At 44.1% G+C, this 21,518-nt stretch carries 15 protein-coding genes; all 15 read right to left on the minus strand.

Annotation, left to right across the window (positions count from 1 at the left end):
• Nucleotides 1–328: 328 nt before the first annotated feature.
• Nucleotides 329–1,012, minus strand: coding sequence for an MBL fold metallo-hydrolase (locus tag KFT32_RS22865; protein ID WP_211749752.1), 684 nt, complete (start codon nucleotides 1,010–1,012; stop codon nucleotides 329–331).
• Nucleotides 1,009–1,650 carry a TetR/AcrR family transcriptional regulator gene (locus KFT32_RS22870; protein WP_211749753.1) on the minus strand — a complete coding sequence of 214 codons (642 nt, stop codon included), beginning with the start codon at nucleotides 1,648–1,650 and terminating at the stop codon, nucleotides 1,009–1,011. The genes KFT32_RS22865 and KFT32_RS22870 overlap by 4 nt, the downstream gene beginning before the upstream one ends.
• A gap of 335 nt (nucleotides 1,651–1,985) precedes the next feature.
• Nucleotides 1,986–2,831, minus strand: a complete 846-nt coding sequence (locus KFT32_RS22875) for a hypothetical protein (protein ID WP_211749754.1) — start codon at nucleotides 2,829–2,831, stop codon at nucleotides 1,986–1,988.
• Nucleotides 2,832–2,926: 95 nt separating this feature from the next.
• Entirely contained in the window at nucleotides 2,927–5,089 is a 2,163-nt protein-coding gene (locus tag KFT32_RS22880; RefSeq protein ID WP_211749755.1) for an alpha-amylase family glycosyl hydrolase, read from the minus strand.
• A gap of 303 nt (nucleotides 5,090–5,392) precedes the next feature.
• On the minus strand, nucleotides 5,393–5,767 hold the full coding sequence (gene lpdD, locus KFT32_RS22885; RefSeq protein WP_211749756.1) for a prenylated flavin chaperone LpdD: 375 nt from the start codon (nucleotides 5,765–5,767) through the stop codon (nucleotides 5,393–5,395).
• 157 nt (nucleotides 5,768–5,924) lie between these two features.
• The gene (locus tag KFT32_RS22890; RefSeq protein ID WP_349304941.1) at nucleotides 5,925–6,614 is read right to left on the minus strand and encodes a nitroreductase family protein; all 690 of its coding nucleotides are present in this window, start codon (nucleotides 6,612–6,614) and stop codon (nucleotides 5,925–5,927) included.
• 51 nt (nucleotides 6,615–6,665) lie between these two features.
• Nucleotides 6,666–7,025, minus strand: a complete 360-nt coding sequence (locus KFT32_RS22895) for a 4Fe-4S dicluster domain-containing protein (protein ID WP_211749757.1) — start codon at nucleotides 7,023–7,025, stop codon at nucleotides 6,666–6,668.
• A complete protein-coding gene (locus tag KFT32_RS22900) occupies nucleotides 7,022–8,638 on the minus strand; it encodes an FAD-dependent oxidoreductase (RefSeq protein WP_211749758.1) in 1,617 nt (538 codons plus the stop codon). Before KFT32_RS22900 ends, KFT32_RS22895 begins: the two co-directional genes overlap by 4 nt.
• A 48-nt stretch (nucleotides 8,639–8,686) precedes the next feature.
• Complete coding sequence (locus KFT32_RS22905) at nucleotides 8,687–9,742, minus strand: ABC transporter substrate-binding protein (protein WP_249436081.1); 1,056 nt, start codon at nucleotides 9,740–9,742, stop codon at nucleotides 8,687–8,689.
• 80 nt (nucleotides 9,743–9,822) lie between these two features.
• The gene (locus KFT32_RS22910; RefSeq protein ID WP_211749759.1) at nucleotides 9,823–10,701 is read right to left on the minus strand and encodes an ABC transporter permease; all 879 of its coding nucleotides are present in this window, start codon (nucleotides 10,699–10,701) and stop codon (nucleotides 9,823–9,825) included.
• Nucleotides 10,702–10,716: 15 nt separating this feature from the next.
• Entirely contained in the window at nucleotides 10,717–11,457 is a 741-nt protein-coding gene (locus KFT32_RS22915) for an ABC transporter permease (RefSeq protein WP_481856365.1), read from the minus strand.
• A gap of 338 nt (nucleotides 11,458–11,795) precedes the next feature.
• Nucleotides 11,796–14,996: an alpha-mannosidase gene (locus tag KFT32_RS22920; RefSeq protein WP_211749760.1), complete on the minus strand. Its 3,201-nt coding sequence runs from the start codon at nucleotides 14,994–14,996 to the stop codon at nucleotides 11,796–11,798.
• Nucleotides 14,984–17,320 (minus strand): glycoside hydrolase family 3 N-terminal domain-containing protein, encoded by a 2,337-nt coding sequence (locus KFT32_RS22925; RefSeq protein ID WP_211749761.1) that lies wholly within the window; start codon nucleotides 17,318–17,320, stop codon nucleotides 14,984–14,986. The genes KFT32_RS22920 and KFT32_RS22925 overlap by 13 nt, the downstream gene beginning before the upstream one ends.
• 228 nt (nucleotides 17,321–17,548) lie before the next feature.
• Nucleotides 17,549–19,780 (minus strand): helix-turn-helix domain-containing protein, encoded by a 2,232-nt coding sequence (locus KFT32_RS22930; RefSeq protein WP_211749762.1) that lies wholly within the window; start codon nucleotides 19,778–19,780, stop codon nucleotides 17,549–17,551.
• Between the two features lie 228 nt (nucleotides 19,781–20,008).
• A complete protein-coding gene (locus KFT32_RS22935; protein ID WP_211749763.1) occupies nucleotides 20,009–21,424 on the minus strand; it encodes an alpha-L-fucosidase in 1,416 nt (471 codons plus the stop codon).
• Nucleotides 21,425–21,518 lie beyond the last annotated feature (94 nt).

Here is a 21,518-nt window from a genome sequence, read left to right on the forward strand (position 1 = left end):
TTCAGCGTGTTGCTTACTGGCTAACTTTCTTGGCCGGAATTAGAATATACCATGCCGATAAAAATTATGCAAGTACTTTTTTTAAAAATAATTAAGCACTCCATTTCAGTTATTGACTCACATTATGCCTAGATAAGATAAGTAATATCCTACATAAAAAGAATAAAGGGATATGTCTCTCATACACGTCCCCTTTCGTCCTCACTAAACGTATTCTTCTATATAACAATAAACTATTAGAATCCTATTACCTCTATTAAGTCATCTCTCACTCTATTACTCGCAAGGGATAAGCTAGCCTCCATTCCTGATGAGACCTCGGATCAATTTATTTATTATCATTAGACCATTTCTCTATATAAGAAGCGATCTGAATAGCAGGGTGATAGACCGGTCCACTATGACACACTTCTAGCCGTTCAGGTTTTAGCTTCTCAACGATACGGCTGCTACGGATTGCTTCTTGCATATCGGCTGTAAACATTGGCATAGGTCTCTTCAGTTTTCCTTTTTTGGATGTGAACAAGTCGCCTCCTAGCAATACACGATCCTGCTCATGAAAATACACAACATGCCCTGGGGAATGACCTGGTGCTGAATAAGCCTGAAGCGCTCCGAAAGAAGAAAGTTGACCTCCCTCTTCTATATGAAGGGGACTAACTACATTTTTAGGTAGGGTCTGTTCTGCCTTTTTTCTCCTTGGGTATGGTAAATCTCCTTCCATATAAGGAATCTCTGTTGGATGGACGTATACAGGAACCTTCGTATGCTCCAATATTTTAAGTACTGACCCAACATGATCAGAATGCCCATGCGTTAGCAGGATTTGCTGTATAGGGCCTTTTCCAAGTTGCTCTACAAAAGCGAGTATATCTTTAGCCATGCTACCTACCCCTGCATCTACTAAAGTAACCCCCTTACCATCTTGGTTCGCTACAACCCATACCCGAAACTCAAGCACCATCCAACTTTTTAATGTCCAAATGTGATCTGAAATTTGTTCAATTTTCATGATTCATTCGTCCCTTCTCTCAATTTCTCGGCAAACCCAAGTAGTAGCGTCTCAAATGCAACGTTAAAAGTAGCTTCCAAACGTCTATGTAGCTCTTCCATGCTTTCTTTAGAGTGAACATAAGTCCCTATGATCCCATGAAGCATGTAATAGTATATCCGGGTGAATGCGAGTACTCTTTCATCCTCTTCGTGTAAAGAAAAGTTTTGCTGAATTGCCTTTTGCAGTATCCGAAAAAGATCATTACGAAGCTCGGTCAGTGGAATCGCCGACTGTTCAATATCTACTCTTTCTGCATTCGCACCAAAAAAGAGAGTAAACATGTTCCGGTGCTGCAAGCAAAATGTAATGAACAAACTGCTCAACTGGATGACCTTCTCCTTAGGCAAAATAGCTTGATTGTTCAGTACATTTTTCATCGTAACTTGTAGTTCAGAGAGCGGAGGGATGGACAACTCGTGAAGTAAGGCTTCCTTGTCTTTGAAATAGATATAGATTGTGGTGTGAGAACAACCTGCCGTTTTGGCAATTTCACGCATCGTAACGGTCTCATAACCCCGTTCTGAAAATAGGGTGGCTGCTGCCGCTAAAATAGCCTGTTTCGTTTCCTCTGATCGTTTAGCCTGACTTCTTACCATATAGAATAGATAACTCCTCTCTATTTGTAACCACTGGTTAGTAACCGATGGTTATATTGTAACCAACGGTTACAAAATTGTAAATAGACTACAATACAAAAAACGAGCAGATTGAGTTTCCTAATCTGCTCGTTTTTTATTAGGTTTAGTTGTAGTTAAGCAATGAAAAACAAACGTTAGTTTGAGTAAAGAGAATGTATAAGAAGTTTTCTTGCTATGAATCTTCAAATGTATTAGACCCGGGTAATCGTCCCAAAAATAATCATTTTATTTCTCTTCGCTCGTGTGAACCACAGAAATAATAAGACTAAATTGCCAAGAAGACTCAGCTGGCTTCAGTAACTCGGCTGCTTCATCGCTCTTATCGCTTCATCATTGAATCCATGCTGCACTAGAAAACGTTCCATAATGAACCAGGATGGATTATCTGCATTCATTCCTATATTACGGGCCATAGCGAGAGTAGCAGGAATGCTTGCTCCTTCTAAAAAAATTTGAACTGCTGCTTCATCTTCACAATCAATCTGTTCTAATTGTCGTCTTTCTTCATCTAATGCATTACCGAACGAATCTGGTAAAACAACATGAATGGAGTCCCTTGTTGTAACAACAGCCTGATTTTTTCGCTCTTCCTGAAAAGCACGTATATATTCATAAGGGTGTTCAATATGCTGAAGCTCAAAAACTGCACTGATCATTGTTTTTACATCTTCTGTGTATTGTTTTTCTTCAGGTGTATCCCGATAGGGATTTGTTTCTTCTTCCCGCTTCCATTGAGCCACTTGATCCAAATAGGCAGCTTCACTCGCGAAATGATTAAAAAACAATGCACTGTCTTCTAACAGGATACTAAGGAAGTCACGGAAATTACGGGCAATGAGCTTGTTTGTATGTCCAAAATCCATCGGGCTGATACAAACTATCGGTGCTTCATCCAGTGTATCCACTGTACCGAAATCGGTTAGAAAACCATAATGTATACCGTCACAACCATTTGATCCAAACACAATCACATCACAGGGAGTACAGTAATATCGAAGTCCCCCAATTTCCGTAATAAATCCTATGATCATATCAAATCTCGTTTCGTGCTTACGATCCAGAGCGATAAAACGTCTCAGATCATCCGGAATGTCATATTTACCAAAATTGATCCGGATATCTTCATCCTGTTCCTTCATAATAAAGGTACCCTCCATTAATAGCTTTGTGTAATCAATACGGGAAGGGTACCTTGTTCTCCTGCTTCTTGCGTTACTCCTTGAAGCAACAAAGTTTACAGCTTATTTTTTTTACATTCTCTGAGGACAATGGCAGTAAGAGGTTCGAGCGTAATTTCGTTTTCGTTTAAATGCATACCTTTCGGGTTAATCAAGGTCTGTATACCGGATCTTGTCTGATCCACAATAACATCAAAACCAGAGTAATCTTGCGTTAGCCTCAGACTTCTGGACCGTTCATCTGCATTTATAAACACATGATAATATTGTGTGAGGTCACTAGAGGCACAAGTATATGCAATCACTAGATCTTTTTCCTTAATGTCAGGAGAAGAAATTAGAGTCACATTTTGATCCACTAGAGCTTGGTTTCCTAACCGAAATGCATCAGATGACTTGCGCAATTGGATAAGACCCTGCATATGCTCACGAGTTATGTTGTTTACAGGAAAACTTGTGCTAACCGTCGCTTTTGCCCAGTCAAAATGGTTAATTGCATCAGTGGAATCGTAAGAGTCATCAATAAAATAACCCAAAAGTTCCCCTTTTCTATTCGTAAGCTCGTGGAACTTATGCTCCGGCTGCTTCGCACCTTCCCATTGCTTCGTTCTCCCATACTCCTGACCTCCATGTAAAAATACAGTTCCCTGTGAGGTCAACAGTAGTACATTACCAATCCGGATTCGCTCATGAATTTCAACATCATTCTCCGCTATTGTAGGATCTTTATGAATAGAGATGGCGATAACGTCATAAAGGGTAAGATTATCGTGTGCCTCAATATACTGCACCACATCGCCAGGACTGTCCGCCGGAATATTGGAAGGCTGAGCCTTTATATTTTGAAAGATCAGGTTTACGTCTCTCGCCCCACCTGTAAGGAAACGTGGCTCTCCTTCCGATCCAAAACCTGACTTAAGTTCATTACGAATCTCATCTGAGAAAACACCTACATTATCGGTTTTGTCCATCCAGTCCTGATCTGCTGCGAGTCCTCTTAGAGACTCATCGTGTTTGTCTCCTGCAAACGTCCGCCATCCTTCTCCAATAAACAGCGGCTTTGGATGGATGCGGGCAGCTTCATCGAATGCTTTTTGTACAGCAGGATAAGTGGCATCGCCCATCATGTCCCAGCGTAATCCGTCAATCTTATATTCGCTGAACCAATATTTGACCGAATCTACCATCAGTTTCTCCGCCATAGTTCGGTCTGTAGCGAGGTTGTTGCCAAAACCACCGATGAATTCGCCATCCGCATCTTGCCAAGCATAGTAGCCAGGCACAATATCGTTAAGGAAATTGACGAGTGCCATATGCGTATAAACAACATCTAAAATCACTCCCATACCGGCTTGATGGATGGCGTGTATCAGTGATTTCAGTTCCTTAATGCGGAGAAGGGGATCCGCTGCATTTTCGGAATAAGCTCCGTCTGGTGAAAAATAATTATGCGGGTCGTATCCCCAGTTGTACTCGTTATCGATGGAAGAGTAATGAAGCTCCCTTTCTCCCATTCGTGTCTCATCACCAAAATACCAGGCCATAACGGGCAGCAGCTGTACATGTGTTACACCAAGAGATCGAATGTAATCTAGTTTGTTTTCAAAAGCCTTATATGTACCCCACCTCGCAGAAAGTTCACCTTCTATAGATGGATCAGAAGTGAAATCACGCACATGGATCTCCCAAATGATCGCATCTTCTCTTTTGTAATACCCTTCTATATGTGCAAAATCATACTTGTCAGGTGCTGTATTAGATAGATTCACTATAGCGGCTTTTCCAATCTTGTCCCCATCGCTACCTACATCTCCCTTCGTATCTACTCGGGAAGGAGCCATCGATTTGGCATAAGGATCCAGCACTTTACGGGCGATCCCTTCATTGGTTACCTCGTACTGATAGAAGTACCCACAAAGATCATCTGTATCTAGCTGAGATGGCTGAAGCCGAGCAACCCACACGCCACGATCTTCTCTCACAAGAGGGAACTGACCTATGAGCTTGGTGTCATCGTCTTTATCGTAAAAGAAAACAGTCACTGCATCAGCTAGCGGTGCCCATAATTTTAAAGTAACACTGCCTGAAATATAAGTAGCTCCCAAATCATCTTCGTTATAGGAGTACATCTGATCGAAAGCTTTCCAATCTATTGACTTAGGCGCTATAGCCGATTTTATTCCACCCTGATTTATGAAATTACCATCTTTCTTTGCCATTTGTATAAACCCCCGCTGTATGACTTTTGGATCTGCCCTCGTGCACGCCTCATATAGGTATTTCCTAAATCAACTTAAAAAGAACTTCAAATTTGAAAACGAATAATAAGACCGCTCACATCATATGATAAGTGCAATCGTTTGCGCAAATAGGTGTGGATTGCCATGATCTCTTTGTAACTAAGGAGCCCCAAGAAAATGTAGTTTGATTTTATCATCTTGGGATGAGCGAGCAAATCATTGTAAACGAATACATTCGTATCATACCGAAAGATACCAAGTCCATGCAAGAGAGAAATCCATTCAAGATAATTTATTTGAATATATTAGATTTGGGTTAAGCCGCAGTTGTTCTATCAGTTCATCGCCTAATTGGACGGCCAGTTCAGTGAGAAGTGGGATTTCTTCTTTTGTAATCTGATCTAGGTGGGCTCCACAACAAATAGCAAAGTTACCTTGAAATGATTTGCGCAATCGCATAGCAACCTCCTCCGTAATATAAAACTCCTTGTGCGTCTGAAGTTGTACGGTTTGAAGGGGTTCCAAACGCGCTCCCGCTGTTATTGTTCCAAGATGAGGACGATCGCCGCCTGTAATTAGCACGACTAGATCCTCGCCCATACCTAGAGCACGTAGCTGTAAATGGATGCGGCCGAGTTTTTTTTCGAGTTCAATCATGAGGTAACTACTCCTTTGCCCTTCTATCTTCATCATCTACTATCTTACTTATCTAAAATGAGCCTACCTGGTTCAACTTATGTATTCTGCTATAAAAATCACAAACAAAGGCAGCACCTCGGGATAAACCGAAGCCCTGCCTTCATTTATTAAATAATTATACCTCTGTTAACCCTGACTTTTTTCCTTGCTGGACTCTAATCTCAAGTATGCTTTCCCCTAAGCTTCGGCGACCATTTGGCTTCTCCTTATCTCGAAATTTCTCATCCAGTGCGTCAGGAGTCGCTCGGTAGCCGAGGGCAACGACCGCATGCGGCTCAATATATTCAGGCAGTCCCAGAATGTCCACTGCCTTTACTCGATCAAATCCACCAACAGCCCTTGTAGATAGGCCTAACAGATTGGCTTGTATGGCGAGGAAACCCCAGGCTGTCCCTGCATCAAATTTATGGGCCCCGTTGATATCTCCACTTTCATCTCGGCGTTTGTCTGATGCAATCAAAATAAGAACCGGAGCTTTGTCCGTCCATAGGCGATTTCCCGGCAAAATAAACTGCCGAAACAAGTCATGCTCTTCCTCTGTGTGTGCTATGACAAAACGCCAGGGCTGGAGATTATTTGATGAAGGCGCCCAGCGGGCTGCTTCCAACACCGTATATAATGTCTCCTTTGACACCGGTTTATCTGCGAAAGACCGAGATGACCAGCGATGGATAAACAGTGGATCTACTGGGTATTCTGCATTCCGATACAAGGAGATGCCTTCCAAAACTAACTCGCTAAGTTCTGTGTTTTGTTCTCTATGAATTTCTTCATTAGACTGTAATTTGGTTTCCTTAGTGCTCACTATAACCAACTCCTTAGATTAGATTCTTATTAATGATCCTTGCCGCTACGCTTATTCTTTTGTTCCTGGTATGATGCGGTATTGTTCCGTAAAAACTTCAAAAAAAGGAGTGGTATCCCGTTCGGCCATCGTTGAAAGAGCACCCTTGTTCCATCCAATCTCCGACCTCCAGCTGCCCAGGAGTCCCGATTCACGAAGTTCCCCCTCATTGACGACAATGGATACTTCGGCCTGAGGAGCTACATACAACGCATCGACTGGGCAATAGGCTTCACATATAAAGCACGTCTGGCAATCTTCCTGCCTTGCAATATAGGCTAGCGAATTGTTCATTTCAAACACATTTGTCGGGCATACCTTAACGCACATTTTGCAGCCTATGCAGCGATCTGTACTTACGAGTTCAATCAAGAGCTTTGCCACTCCTTTGCTGTCAACATTTCATGAGCATGAGGGACATGCTCTACACCCTGCCGGATGTCATCAATGCCGGATAGAATAATGCGGTGAGTTTGGCGCGGGTCCAATTCGGGGTATTCTTTCAGCGCTTGAAGTCCTCTTGTTTCTTTACGGACTAGCGCTGCTGTATATATCCATCTTGCAACAGCGAGCATCCCTGCTGCCTCTCTTGATTTAACCCTCTCTTGGACAGTGGAAGATTTCAATCGATTTAATGAAGGAAAAAGATGATTCAATCGGTCAAGTGACGCCTTAATGATCGGTTCACTTCGAAAGAAATTAATTTCAAGGGGTAAAATTTCTTGCTGAACGGACGATATGGTTTGCTGAATGGATAGCTCACTTCTCTGTTCAGTTGTTGTACTTGTTAGTCCATACCTGCCTGCTGAACGAAGTGTACGAGTGTCTGCTTGCCGAGACTCCGCAAGGGCATAGGCCGCGGCACCTTCACCAGCCCAAGTTCCGCTGCAAATGGCCCATGAGGCGTTATAAGAACCTCCTCCAGAAACAGCACCCATGACTTTTTCCCTCGATGCTGCATCTCCTGCAGCATACAGTCCAGCAACCGTCGTACTACATTCCTCCCCAGTTAAACGTATCCCTCCTGTACCTCTCATTGTCCCTTCATACCGCAGTGTCAAAGGAAACTTGTCGCGAAAAGGGTCGATGCCGGCTCGTTCCATTGGCATAAAGAAAATAGGGTGGGCATTCCGTAAAAACTGACGCTTCTCCTCTGTATCAGCGAGATCGATGGAAGCATATAACGGACCTTCAAGGAGCAGCTTTTGCATACTGCCGAAGGTACGATCACCTGATTGAAGGCGAACACTATTTTTATCATAGAGGCTGGACCAAGCAAGCATACGTCCTCTCGTTACACTTCCATCTGCAAAGCTAGGAGCATATTGCCTGCTAAATTCCATCCCCGATAGGTCGGCTCCCGTCTCGGCTGCCATTAAGAGACCTTCACCTGTGAGTACATTGCAACCAAGGCTTTTGCTGAGAAACGTGCATCCTCCTGTAGCAATGACAACAGCATTAGCCCGAACTTCATAGTTAGAGCCGGTTAACCGATTGACGCCCCGCGCTCCTCCAACACCGTGCTCGTCAATCAGTAGCTCCAGTGCGGGGGACTGATCTAAAATTGTAACGCCTGCTCTACGGACAATTTTCCTCATCAATTTCATGTACTCCGGTCCGTGCAAATGAGTTCTGAGCGACGTTCCATCCGAGTCCTTTGGAAAAGGGTAGCCCCACTCCTCAACAAGTTTTAGGTTATGTTCCACTTGTTCCAGTAGGCGATAAATCCAGTGTATTTCAGATAAATATCCCCCTGCCTTTAGCCGAGTTTGAACTGCCTTTTCTCTAAGTTCTGTAACAGGTGGAATGACAAGCAGTGTTGTCCCCCCTGGGGCCGTAGCTCCACTGGAACCGAGGTACCCTTTATCTGCAAGAACCACCTTTGCCCCTTTCGCGGCTGCACTCCAGGCTGCCCAGGCACCCGCTGGGCCACCGCCTAGCACAAGTACATCTGCGGTCAATTTCACTTCTTGCCGTTCCGACATGTGTGTCCCTTCCTTCATCAGAGCATGGAATACTTCCTGTCTTCGTTGTTACTTGAGTACCCAATCGTTCATTTCAAAGTTCTTTTTCGCCAGGTTTTCGTCTACTAGAAAGTTCTTAGTCCCATCGAGCAGTTTCAGTCCTTCATCTGTAAAAGGCTCTTTCTTAATCTCGCTAATCGGGTTAGTAATTTTCACTACATCCACCGATTGCCCTTGCAGCTTAGCAATGAACTCGTAGTATTCCTCTTCATGCTGCTTCAGGTCAGCCAGTGCTTTTTCACGGGCCTCATTCCATACCTTAGGAAAATCAGAGAAACTAGCAAGATACTCTTCCGAAGCTACGGTGGCGCTGCTTCCTCTCAAATCCGGATGTTTGGAAGCATCATCGAGATGGATGAATCCGTCCTCGATCTGTTCTAGCGCTCCCTGATTAGCATTGTTCGTCATTGCATCTACATCACCTCGGGCAAGTGCTGCCTTGGCATCGGGAATCAACATATGAACAAGTTTAACGTCAGTTACGCCAGCCTCATTCAGCAATCCCACCACATAACGATGCATGAATGACCCTTTTTGAATGGCAATTGTTTTTCCCTTTAGCTCCGAAAGAGACTGCGGCCCTCCCTTTTTACCAATCAGGTACCCAATGGAATTGGTGGAGCCCTGTGTAATAAGCCGGGTCTTAGCTCCCGATGCATAAGCAATAATGGCAGGCGTATCGCCCAGGCTTCCTAGATCAAGTCGACCGCTGATGAGAGACTCCGTCAAATCAGGTCCGTTAGGAAAACCGGTTAATTTTACTTCTGTAATGCCATGTTTCTTAAGCTCCTCCTGAATAATCCCCTTATGAAGTCCCCAGCCCTCGGCACCTCCTGGTAAGTTAAGATCATTCGTTCCAATATATCCGTAGTTGAGCACTGCCTTAACGTTCCCTTCAGCTCCTGTAAGCTCTGCTTTTGAGGTTGGCTGAGCTCCTGTCCCCTCTCCTCCTGCATTACTGCATGCTTGGAGTAGCAACAAACTAAAGAGAAATCCTACCAGAAATAACTTTCGGGATAACAAATTCTTTCTCTTTTTCTGATTTAAACTTTGATTCATTATCATGTGTCATGCCCCCTCTCAAATGCGAAAAAACAAATAAGAACTAAAGAACTTTACGTAAACTTTGGTGATTATTCTTAATTTCAGCCTTGATAGCTATCCCGATAATGTAGATATTTTTTCTCCACAAGACGCATCAAGGAATCAATAAGCTTACCGACGACTGCAAAAATGATAATGCCAACAAAAATGACCTCTGTATCCGAATTCTGCTTCGCTTGATTGATGAGGAAACCTACCCCTGATTTCGAACCAATCAGTTCTGCTACAACGAGCCCAATCCACGATACCGCCAGTGATAAACGGAAACCAAGCAGAATATTGGGTAAAGCTGCAGGGAGAATGAGCCTTGTCAGTTTGTTTTTCAGACTGAATTCAAGCACCCTTCCTACTTCATAGAGTTTGTTATCCACATTACGTATTCCCGTGAACGTATTGATATAAAGCGGAAAGAAAGCTCCACTTACAATGATGACCACTTTAGACACTTCTCCAAATCCAAACCAAAGAATAATAAGAGGCGCTATAGCAAGGTGCGGGACCAGCCGCAGGACTTGAATACTTGGGTCAAGCAGGTAAGCTGCTTTCCTCGAGAAACCTGTAAGCGTGCCAATCGATAGTCCGAGGATAGACCCTGCAAGAAATCCGATCAATGCACGATACATACTAATACCTAAATGATGAAAGAGTTCTCCTGTAGCAAAGAGACGCATGAATGCCTCCCCAATGGAAATCGGTGCGGGCAAAAACACGGAAGAAATATAGCCTTTTCCAGCTGCATATTGCCAAATTGTAATAACAAGCAACGGAATAAGCATTGCCGCGGCCAAATCAGTCCCTTTTTTGCTCTTGCGAGTATTCCTAGGTTGATGTTGTTTGAGGCGCTTTGCTGTGATTGTATTCCGTAACTTGTTCTGTTCCTCACCTCTTTGCTGCAGTATGGGATCTGCTCGCTCGCTCATCTTCATCGTTCCTTTCTATCCCTCATAAGTATCCTTCCAGCGCAGCATACGAGCTTCCACCCATCGGACGAGTCCATCTGTAACCAGCCCAGCACAAGCAAAAACAATAATGCCGACAAAAACGACTGGTGTGTCAGCAAACTGTCTAGCGTCAGACATCATATATCCAATCCCTGAAGTGGAGGCAATTAGCTCCGCTACGACAAGTCCCAGCCAGGAAAGACCGATAGACAACCTTACACCGAGCAGAATATTCGGTAGAGCGCCTGGAATAACAAGTCTTACGATCTGTTTCCATTTGCTGAAACCGAGTACCTTTGCTACCTCGAATAATTTGTTATCTCCTCCGCGAATCCCCATGAAGGTATTGATGTAGAGTGGGAAGAATGCACTCTTGGCAATGAGTAATACTTTTGACTCCTCTCCAATTCCAAACCAGAGAATAAAGAGGGGAACGACAGCGAGACTTGGAATCATTCGGATCATCTGAATCGATGGGTCAAGGAACCTTTCAGAAGGTTTAAACAGACCTACCATGAGCCCAAAAATAAATCCCAAACTTCCTCCGAGAAGAAAACCGGCTAAAGCCCGCATGGCACTGATTCTAAAATTCCCCCACAGTTCTCCAGAGACTGTAAGCTCAATCAGTGCCTTACCAATCGTCAAAGGGGTAGGAAATAAGAGTTCAGAGATCAAACCATAAAATCCAAGAATCTGCCATACACCAAGTACGGCTAAAGGAATAATAAGACCTATCCCAAGAAGACCCCATCTTCCAGGCTTCCGATCTAGTGTGTTCGCTGTAATGCTGCTACTCAACTCATTTCCCCCTCAAACCTAAAAAAACGGAAACATCTTGTCTCCCTATATGGGCAACAGGATGTCTCCGCAGGTACGGTCGACTTGTTTTTGAAGGCTATATTTCACTCAAAAAAAAAGAGGTATCGCAGCGTTATACACGTGCAATACCTCTGTTGTGAACAGTCGGCATAACTATTTCTTATTAATCCAATGGGTATTTAATACATTAAAATTATCACTATTTCCATTCTTTGTCAAACGCTATTTAATTGGACATGTGAAGAGTATCGTTTCTATCGATTCAATTTCACACTAACGATCTGATATGGTTTGAAGTCAAGCTGAATTACCCCATCCCGAGCTTCAAGTTCATACACCTCTTCTTCGAGCAGGTTAACGACAACTGCCCGGCTAATTCCTGATTTCATCGCTACTCGGATCGTTTCTCTGCTACCGGATGATTCATAGAATCTGAGTATGATTCCATCCCCATTTTCTGCAACCTTCACGGTATCAAGCACAACTTGCTTAGCATCAAGCTCGATAAACTGTTCTGGTGTAGTAGCTCCTGCATCTATTGGACTTTCTGCAACATCTACTAATATCGCCTGGACTGGCTGATTCAGTTCTGCAGCAGATCTTACAGTATGTGCAGTCCGCCAATCACCCTCATGAGGCAATAAGGAATACGTGAACTCATGCTCTCCTTGATCTGCTGTTTTGTCTGGCCATCTTGGGGCACGAAGCAAGGATAACCGAAGGGTCCCTTCCTTGATGTCATATCCGTATTTACAGTCATTCAACAAACTTACTCCATAGCCATGCTCCGATAAGTCGGCAAAACGATGCCCACATACTTCATATTGTGCTTGTTCCCAGCTTGTATTTGCATGTGTTACACGTTCTAATGCCCCGAACGGGATTTCATAAGTCGCTTTATCTGCTACCAGATCGACCGGGAACGCAACCTTGAGCAGTTTGTGTTCTTCTTTCCAGTCTACCCATGTTTTAAAATCAACCCGTTTCTCATGATGATAGAAAATGATGTCCTGTTTGAGGGTAGATTCATGTAGCTGCCATGTAAACCGCAGGATATCCGATGTGGCTCCTTGCAGTACAACTTCGGATTGCAACAGCACCGCAGGATCTGCTCGCTTCTGCTCATAATTAGGATCGATATCCCATGCATCCCACAGTAAAGGTTTGTCGCCGAATAACTGCCATTCGTTCATAACATGACCAGGTTTGACGATCTCCCGCTCTGCCGCTTTGTCATACCAACTAGTAATTTCTCCTGCTTCGTTAAACTCAAGGCGATAATAGGCAGTCTCCCAAAAATCAATGGCCGTAATTCCCTTAGTCACTGAATCTTCTATAGGTTGCGAAGAGTGTTCCATAGCGGGCCGCAGCCACACCGTAGTGTGACCAAATGCAGGTATTTCTCCAGTCGTAACAGAAAGAGTCCTTTTGCCTGAAGTGTACTTCTCGTCCACAGTCCAGTTACTCGCCAGAACATTACCTTCGTTATCATAGGCAGTCACGTCTCCCTCTGCCTGATCCAGTTCCAAATGAATCACTTCTCTACGGCTCCAGCCTAGGCTGTTAAAGACAAGATAAGGTTTGCCTATCTGTTGTTTATCTACATCTGCATGCTTAGTAAGAACAGTAAGTGCCTCCTCAAGCACCTCATATCCATATTGGAAAATATGCTCATATTCCGCTGCAGAAGTTACATAGCTTTCCGTGATTGCCGTTCCCGGGATAATATCGTGGAACTGGTTCAGCATGATCAACTTCCAGCCGTCTGCAAGTTTTACTTTAAGCTCTTGTTGCTTGGATACATCCAGGTAGGAAGAAGCGATGGTCATCCAAATTTCTGCCTCACGATAAAGTGCCTCTGCTTTCCGGTTACTTCTCTTGTTCCGAGCATGGGTTGTATACGTTCCCCTGTGTAATTCTAAATAGAGATCGCCGTGCCATGCCGGCAGCTCTTCTTCAACTTCGCGAACTTGATCAAAGAAGGCGGTGGCAGTACTGAACCTGCTCTCCGGAAGTCCGGTCATATAAGGAGCACGGCGGATATTTTCCACCATATCCCTTGTTACACCGCCCCCACCGTCACCGTGTCCGTACAGCAGCATCTGTTCATCCAGCTTATCTTTCTGCCGGTAAGAATCCCAGTGTTCCCTGATATCTTTCGGAACCGTGTCCTCATTCAATCCATGGTTCAGATAGGAGGTAACAGAGGTGCCATCAATACCTACCCACCGGAACAAATCATAAGGGAATACATTCGTATCATTCCAATTCAGCTTGGTCGTCATAAAAAATTCTACACCCGAAAGCTTCAGTAGCTGCGGTAAGGAAGCACAGTAACCAAATGTGTCAGGCAACCATTCAATATGCGATTTCTTGCCGAATTCCTCTTGATAAAATTGCTGTCCATACAAAATTTGTCTAACAAGCGACTCTCCACTTGGAATATTAAGATCCGGCTCTACCCACATTCCCCCAACTAATTCCCATCGTCCTTCTGCTACCCTCGCCTTGATCTGTTCGTATAGCTCCGGATAATGCTCTTTGGCGAAAGCATAGAGAAGCGGCTGGCTCTGGGAGTAGGTGAACTCGGGATATTCCCTCATCAAAGTATTCATTGTTGAGAAGGTTCGACTTACTTTCCGTACCGTTTCCCGGACAGGCCACAGCCAGGCGATATCAATATGAGATTGGCCTACCATATGCATCTTGCCACGGAGAGCTGCTGGTAGATCTGTCTGCTCTACTATCTCGAGCAGTTCCTGTTCCATTCGCTCTATCTGTTCTTTAAAGGACTGCTTAGTAGCATGAATATCCTCTGTTACTACCCTAGAAGTCTGTTCTTCCAGTAAAGATTCCACCTGATCCTTCAGCTGGTGAAGCGCTGCTACGATGCGAACTCGTCTTGCATCCTCCTCTGGCAGCTGAAAAGCAGACTGAGAAGCGACTCTAGCACTGAATAGCAGCTGCTGAATTGGCTCGTCTACGAGCACTAGTTTCAAACGGATATATGGAATAGGTGGAGCAATTGTCGCCTGCCCATTCAGCGGATCATGTGGCTCTGGAATAGGATCATACAGTTCAATCTCAATAAGCGGCTGGGTACCAATCTCAGCAAAGTGGAGCGGCACATAGCTGTGATTCTTGTCGATCCCATGATGCGGTGTGCCATTCACTCGCAGCATACCCTCACCACACCCACCTGCATCCACGATGAGCCCATAGCTATGACCTTCCCAATAAATAGGAATATCCAGCTCCTTTTTCATAAAGTAGGTCGTACCCTGCACACTATGTAGAGGATCGAGCTTGAACGCTTCAGGTTCCTGTTGATTCTCCCACTCATAATTTCCGGGTCCTATGTAATTGGCCTTCCTTACGTCCCAGCCCTCAAGCATCTGTTGTTCTTTCCATTGAAGAGCGGACAACTTACGTAAAAAACGGTTTATCGTGTGCATACAAGCACCTCTTCCTGCACTTCGAGCTCTGCGCTCAGCCACTCGTTTGCATTTTTGCCTACCTTGATGATGAACGTTCCATCCTCCAGCAAAGGCTGCATCGATGGACCGATGAACTCCAAATGTTCTCGTTTTACCGAGAAACTTACCGTTTTTGTTTCACCTGGAAGCAGGTGTACTTTACGAAATCCTTTTAGCTCTATACGCGGACGTGTGATGGAACTAATTTTATCTGTAATATAGAGCTGCACTACCTCAGATCCTGCTATTCTTCCAGTATTCATGATATCGATGTAAACCTGCGCCATCTCTTCATCTGACCCCAGCTTCTTCTCATCAGATAATTGAGGAGTGATTCGTAGATTGCTATATGAAAACTCGGTATAACTAAGACCATAACCAAACGGATACATCGGCTCTTTATCCATCTCTAGGTACCTTCTACCGCGAGTACGTTTTCCGTTGTAATAAACAGGTAGCTGACCCACATGTCTTGGAATGGAGATTGGAAGTCGGCCAGACGGATTCACTTCACCAAACAAGATGCTTGCTAGTGCATGTCCCCCTTCTTGCCCTGGATACCAAGCCTCTACAATGGCATCGGCATGTTCCTCAATCCATGGCTCTACGATGGGACGACCATTCATATAAACAATAACGAGCGGCTTGCCAAGCTTATGGACCTCCTGAACAAGCTCCAACTGAACGCCCATCAAGGTCAGATCTGCTCGGTCAATGCCTTCTCCACATTCCATATCGCTCCAAGAGTGGTCTGTAATGACGGAAGCTCCGGTGCGAAGATCAATCGTTCCGTCTCCAAAATCACGAGCACTAGATCCCCCTACGGCCATGATGACAACATCAGCTTGTTCCGCACATGCTAGCGCCTGCTCGAAACCTTCCCTTTCTTCTCCACGAATTCGGCAGCCTGGAGCATACATGATTGACTCTTCTGCCGCTTCTCCCAGTGTAGACACTAATCCATCTAGCAATGTGACAATCTGATCAGGTTCTTGCGGAGACGTATAGTCGCCAAGTTGATTGTATCTGTGGTTGGCATTCGGGCCAATGACAGCAATACGCTGAGTTCCTTTTTGTAAAGGAAGCATGTTTTGTTCATTTTTAAGTAGCACAATGCTCTCCTCTGCTACCTGTCTTGCCAGCTGAACATGCTCTGCCGATCCAATGACTTGCCCTGCATGTGCTGAATCAACATAAGGATCATCGAATAGCCCCAGCTCAAATTTAGCGGTAAGTACCCGGCTTACGGCCAAATCCAGCTTTTCTACAGCTAAATCTCCCTTAGTGAGCGCTGAGAGCAGATGCTTACCAAACATTTCACCTGACATCTCCATATCTATACCTGCCGTAAGGGCCATCACGGATGCCTGCTCTCCGTTTTCTGCCACGTCATGCCCCCAAGCGAGCATATTGATTGCTCCGCAATCGGTAATGACAAAACCATCAAATCCCCATTCCTTCCGTAGCACATCCTCGAGCAGATAAGAATTCGATGTACAAGGAACACCATCTATTTCGTTATAGGCGGTCATAATCGACTTAGCTCCAGCTTGTACTGCTTTACGAAAAGGCATCATATCTACTTCCGTAAGTTCCCTCAGCCCCATATGAACAGGACCGGCATTTTGTCCCCCTTCTGAGCTGCCGTAAGCTACAAAATGTTTGAGTGTCGCAATGACTGTGTTTTTCTTGTCCAGCCCATCACCCTGCAACCCTTTTACTGCGGCAACCGCCAGCTCACTTACGAGATGAGGGTCTTCAGAAAAACATTCCTCGGTTCGTCCCCATCTTGGATCACGCACGATATCAAGCACAGGGGAATAGGTTGCTGCCCCTCCTTGAGCTCTTGTCTCTGCTGCTATGGCCGCGCACATCTCTTCAAACAGTTCTACATTCCATGTACTCCCTACATTCAGTGGTACAGGAAATACGGTAGCACCTATTGCCATGTGACCATGAGAGCATTCTTCACCAAACAACATCGGGATGCCCAATCTTGCATTGTTCATGACATACTCCTGAATCATGTTCAAAGCCTCTGCTCCTTCTTCGGGAGAAAGGCCGTTTGCTAGAGTTACCTCTGTCCAAGGATCCGCACGCAGCACACCATATAAAGAACCGATGCCCCCATTCTTCACCTGCTCTTTAAACTCTTCCGTAAGTTCAATTCCGTTCTCTGTCTTGTTGTACACCTTCCAACCAAACGGTTGCAGCAGCTGGCCTACCTTTTCTTCGGCTGTCATCTGTTCAAGTAGTAGCTTCACTCTTTCTTGTACCGGCAAATTGCCATTCATATATGTCATGCATAATGCCTCCCTTGTTTTCAATGAATGTGGCTTTTATTGCATACTTTCAGAGGGCGTACCCAAGTTTTCCCTACCATCTTAAGATGGTGATTCCTATCCATCAATCCGTAAATTTCTTGATCATCTCTTTTTTCAACTCAGGGGGCCTACCAGGCGATTATCGATGATAAACAGATCAAAAACCCTTGCAGACTAGTTATATATGTCTACAAGGGCTTCTATGATTTACGTTATTTTAATAGGCAGAGTCGGCTGTTTACGAAAATCGCGAGGTGAGATTCCAACTACATTTTTAAAAGCACGATTAAAAGAATTATAGTTATAGTATCCGACTTCCTGACTAATGGCTTGCATCGATTTATCTGTCTCGGTCAGTAGACGTTTGGCCTCATTCATACGTAACCCGATAAGAAAATCCACAAAGTTTTCCCCGAATTCATCTTTGAACATTTTACTAAGATATTTGGCATTCATCTGAAAACGAGCACTCAAAAAATCGAGAGACAACTCTGCATTAGGGAAATTTTCTTCTATATAGGTTCTTACTTCAATCATAAGCGATTTGTTGCTATGGGAATCTTTTTTCACCTGCATCTTCTGAATCATGGCTTCAAAAATAGACTGACAGCCTTTCTTCAGCTCGTGTAGATCATCCCATTTTCGCCCTAGCTGTTCCAGCTGATCCTTAGCATTCTTCCATATGATGCGGTAGTCCTTGGACAACTCGAGCAATTCCCCTTCCAGATGATGAAGGAAAAACTGCATTAGATTCTCAATTTCCCTCCGAGGAAGAACCGCTCTCTCCATCTGATCCATCAAACGATCTAAATGATCTTGCCAATCAGATTCCGCAAGCCGTATGGACTGAGATAATTTATAGATCGTCTTAAAATATTCCTGCCCCGGGTCAGCCGGTTTAATAATATCTTGAATGCGAATTAAGCGGTTTTTACCAAGCACCGCCTTGTATTGCAAGCATTGTTTCGCTGTATCGTAAGAAGAAGCCAGCTGTTCCAGTGTGTCTCCTGTTTCTCCTAATCCCATCGTAATACGAGATTCGGCATGTTCCTCAATCCATTGCTGAATTTCAGGTACGACTTCATTAAGCAAGTTGTCAGATGACTTGACGCCTTCAGGCAGCCAGAGCAGTAACGCGATGCGCCTGTTACTAATCCATTCAGACCACGCTTCTATATGGTGTTTAGCTAGTAATCCATGCAAATATTCTGACATTTGTATTCGGAGTTGAGGATTTTCTTCATCCGAAGGTTCCTCTCCACCTTCCTGATTATCTAATTCAATAATAAGAGCTTGAGATAACTTTCCGGCGGCAGACAAGTTGTAATTCGCAAGCTCCAACTGCCACTCTTCTTCGGAGACGAGTGCATGCTCCTCAAATATTTGATAAAAGTAATACTTTTTATGCATTACTAGTTTTTCATGATACTGCTCACGATATTGCTTGCTCTCGGTCATAAGATGTTCAAGCGTATGCTGGATAAAGGTAAACTCACCTTCTTTATCGAAGTTGGTGGCGACCCCGTCTAACTTGGCGGAGGACATCTGAATCCAAGAAACCAATTGATTCACTGGTCTATAGTTTCGTTTGGTCACATAAATAACCCAGAGCACTCCAAGCAGCACAACGACAAGTGCTACAACTACCCACACTTTGTAGAGTCCAAGAATTAGAGAAAGACCGTTGACATCTTGTACCCCACTCCGAATTTCATAACCGGTATAAGGAGAATTAAATGTCGACAACACAGCGGTCTGCTGTGGAGACTTATCTTCATCCTGGAGCAGGTTATTCCCCAAACGATCTATGATCTCAATAGAACTGGTATCTGGGTTGTATAATTGTTTAATTTCACCACTTAATTTGTTTGCGCTTACATTTACGATGTAGTATCCTGATACCCCCTGACTACCATTACGAACGCCTCTGACCAGCGTAATAACGCGGCGAGGACTCGTATCTTCAAAAGGCTGGAACTCCCGCTGGCTTGTCCACGTTTCCTCAGGCATCTGAGCCTCGAACTGCTCTATGAATGCTTTGTCCGGAAATTCATTAAGGGTGTTTGAAGCATCGCCAAAAACAAATCCATCAGAAAAACGATATAGATATACAGAATCAATCATTGGGTGATTGAATTTCAGCTCATCAAGTGCCTTGATGGTGTCTATATTATTGACTACATTCACTTGTTGCTGCTTGAAAAATTGAGAGATCCGTTTATCTGTTAGAACGCCTTGTACAACTTCATAGTCAATCGCCTTAAGCGAACGATCAAGAGTCAACACGACCTGTTCAGCCAAATATTCATTAGCTTTTACGGCCTCTCGCCGATTCTGCTCATTTAGTGTCATAAAAAACAAGGCAAATAAAATCGTAATTACGATAAAAAAGACAGGCAGATAAGATAGTAACAACTTTCGAAACCACGTTTTATTCATCCTGTGCTTGACCTCCCTTTTCTCTATACACAAGGAACGAAGCATGCTTTGTGTACACGGAACCAGACACCAATACAATGTCCCATGTAAACTTTATGTCTATGATTTAAAAAAACTGACATCCTTAAAGGACGTCAGCATTTTAATTAACAATTGGTCTTTTATATTGTTAGTATAAGGGTAGAATAAAAGCCTGCCTAGCCCTTGTTTTCATTTAAGACTTGTATACTAGTACTCAAGCTTGAAAATATGCGCAGGTGGAGCCTGTTCTTCCGTAATTGATGATGGGATACGAACTAAAATTCCAGCGTCCTTTTGCTCATAAACTAATTCTTCACCAGTAGACAGCAAGGTCACACGATGGATCTGTTTGTCTGTATAAGGAATGAGTAGATCCGCGTGAATACTCACATTTTCATCTTCGTACAAATGCGCTGCGTAGACCGAGTTTCCTTTACAAGTGAAAGCAAACCCTGCTCCGAAATAAGGTGCACAGATTCTAGTTCCGTAGATTGCTTCACTGTAAGTCTCCATCCAGGTTCCTAGTTCTTTCAAAGTTTGAACAGCACCCTTAGGTAAACGACCATCTGGTTGCGGAGCTATATTGAGTGCCAGATTACCACCTTTTGCAACAATCTCAAGCAATATATGAACGACTTCCCTCAGAGATTTATAAGTATCCTCATACCGGAAAGAGAAGGCAGAACCCAGTGTAATACAGCTTTCCCAAGGGACATCCATTACTTTTTCCGGTATCGTCTGCTCCGGCGTAATATAGTTTTCATAGGCTCCTCCTACTGTTCGATCTGCCGATAACAGCCACGGCTGTGTCTCCCGCGCACGATCTACCAGTTCACCGAGACGAATATCCTGAGGTATTTTCCCTCCATCCCGTACCCAGCCTGCATCCAGCCACAAAATATCGATTCTTCCGTAATCCGTTAGAAGCTCCATCATTTGCTCATGAGTAAACTGAACGAATTTCTCCCACAGTTCTGGATGCTGTGCCGGATCGTAGGAAGGACCTCTTCTTGTATATTCGCTGCGCTCCATTCCCTCTGGCCAATAGTATGGGGTATGCCAGTCTGCTTTGGAGAAATAAGCTGCAATCGCAAGCCCTTTATCCCGAAAAGCATCAAATACATGCTTTGTAATATCAGCATATTTATGATCTTTGTACGGAGATTCCGGCCCAGTAACTCGGTAATCTGTCGTTTTGGTATCCCACATACAATATCCGTCATGATGTTTGGTCGTAAAAATCAAATATTTGAACCCGCTCTCCTTGGCGAGATCAGCCCACTGATCAGGCTGGAAACGAAGGGGATTAAACGATTTGTTCAGATCAAAGTATTGTTGTTTCAGTTCCGCACTAGAAACATCCCAATCCACTTCATTACGTGACCATTCTTCATCTTCATCAATGAGTGCCCATGATTCTACAAGACCGATTTGTGAATAGATGCCCCAGTGCATCATTAACCCCAGCTTCTGATCACGGAACCATTCCAGTTGTTCCAAGATCGCTGGATCTTCAGGTTTCGTCCATTTCTCATCGCTACTGAAATGATGTACGCCATCTGTTACTACTTCCGTTTGATCATCCTCAAGAATGCCGACCGGTTTTTGTTCTTGTTCACTCACTTATATCCATCCCCTTCGTCTCTTGATATCATCTTTTATATTTACATCTTTCCTAATCTTTCTATCCTCTTAATCCGGTTATAATATAAAGGGG

The organism is Paenibacillus sp. Marseille-Q4541, assembly GCF_018310695.1.
Taxonomy (GTDB): Bacteria; Bacillota; Bacilli; order Paenibacillales; family Paenibacillaceae; genus Paenibacillus.

Coding starts and splice junctions, on each gene's coding strand:
- KFT32_RS22865 (WP_211749752.1), bottom strand. CDS start 1,012: ATGAAAATTGAACAAATTTCAGATCACATTTGGACATTAAAAAGTTGG.
- KFT32_RS22870 (WP_211749753.1), bottom strand. CDS start 1,650: ATGGTAAGAAGTCAGGCTAAACGATCAGAGGAAACGAAACAGGCTATT.
- KFT32_RS22875 (WP_211749754.1), bottom strand. CDS start 2,831: ATGAAGGAACAGGATGAAGATATCCGGATCAATTTTGGTAAATATGAC.
- KFT32_RS22880 (WP_211749755.1), bottom strand. CDS start 5,089: ATGGCAAAGAAAGATGGTAATTTCATAAATCAGGGTGGAATAAAATCG.
- lpdD (WP_211749756.1), bottom strand. CDS start 5,767: ATGATTGAACTCGAAAAAAAACTCGGCCGCATCCATTTACAGCTACGT.
- KFT32_RS22900 (WP_211749758.1), bottom strand. CDS start 8,638: ATGTCGGAACGGCAAGAAGTGAAATTGACCGCAGATGTACTTGTGCTA.
- KFT32_RS22905 (WP_249436081.1), bottom strand. CDS start 9,742: ATGATAATGAATCAAAGTTTAAATCAGAAAAAGAGAAAGAATTTGTTA.
- KFT32_RS22910 (WP_211749759.1), bottom strand. CDS start 10,701: ATGAGCGAGCGAGCAGATCCCATACTGCAGCAAAGAGGTGAGGAACAG.
- KFT32_RS22920 (WP_211749760.1), bottom strand. CDS start 14,996: ATGCACACGATAAACCGTTTTTTACGTAAGTTGTCCGCTCTTCAATGG.
- KFT32_RS22925 (WP_211749761.1), bottom strand. CDS start 17,320: ATGACATATATGAATGGCAATTTGCCGGTACAAGAAAGAGTGAAGCTA.
- KFT32_RS22930 (WP_211749762.1), bottom strand. CDS start 19,780: ATGAATAAAACGTGGTTTCGAAAGTTGTTACTATCTTATCTGCCTGTC.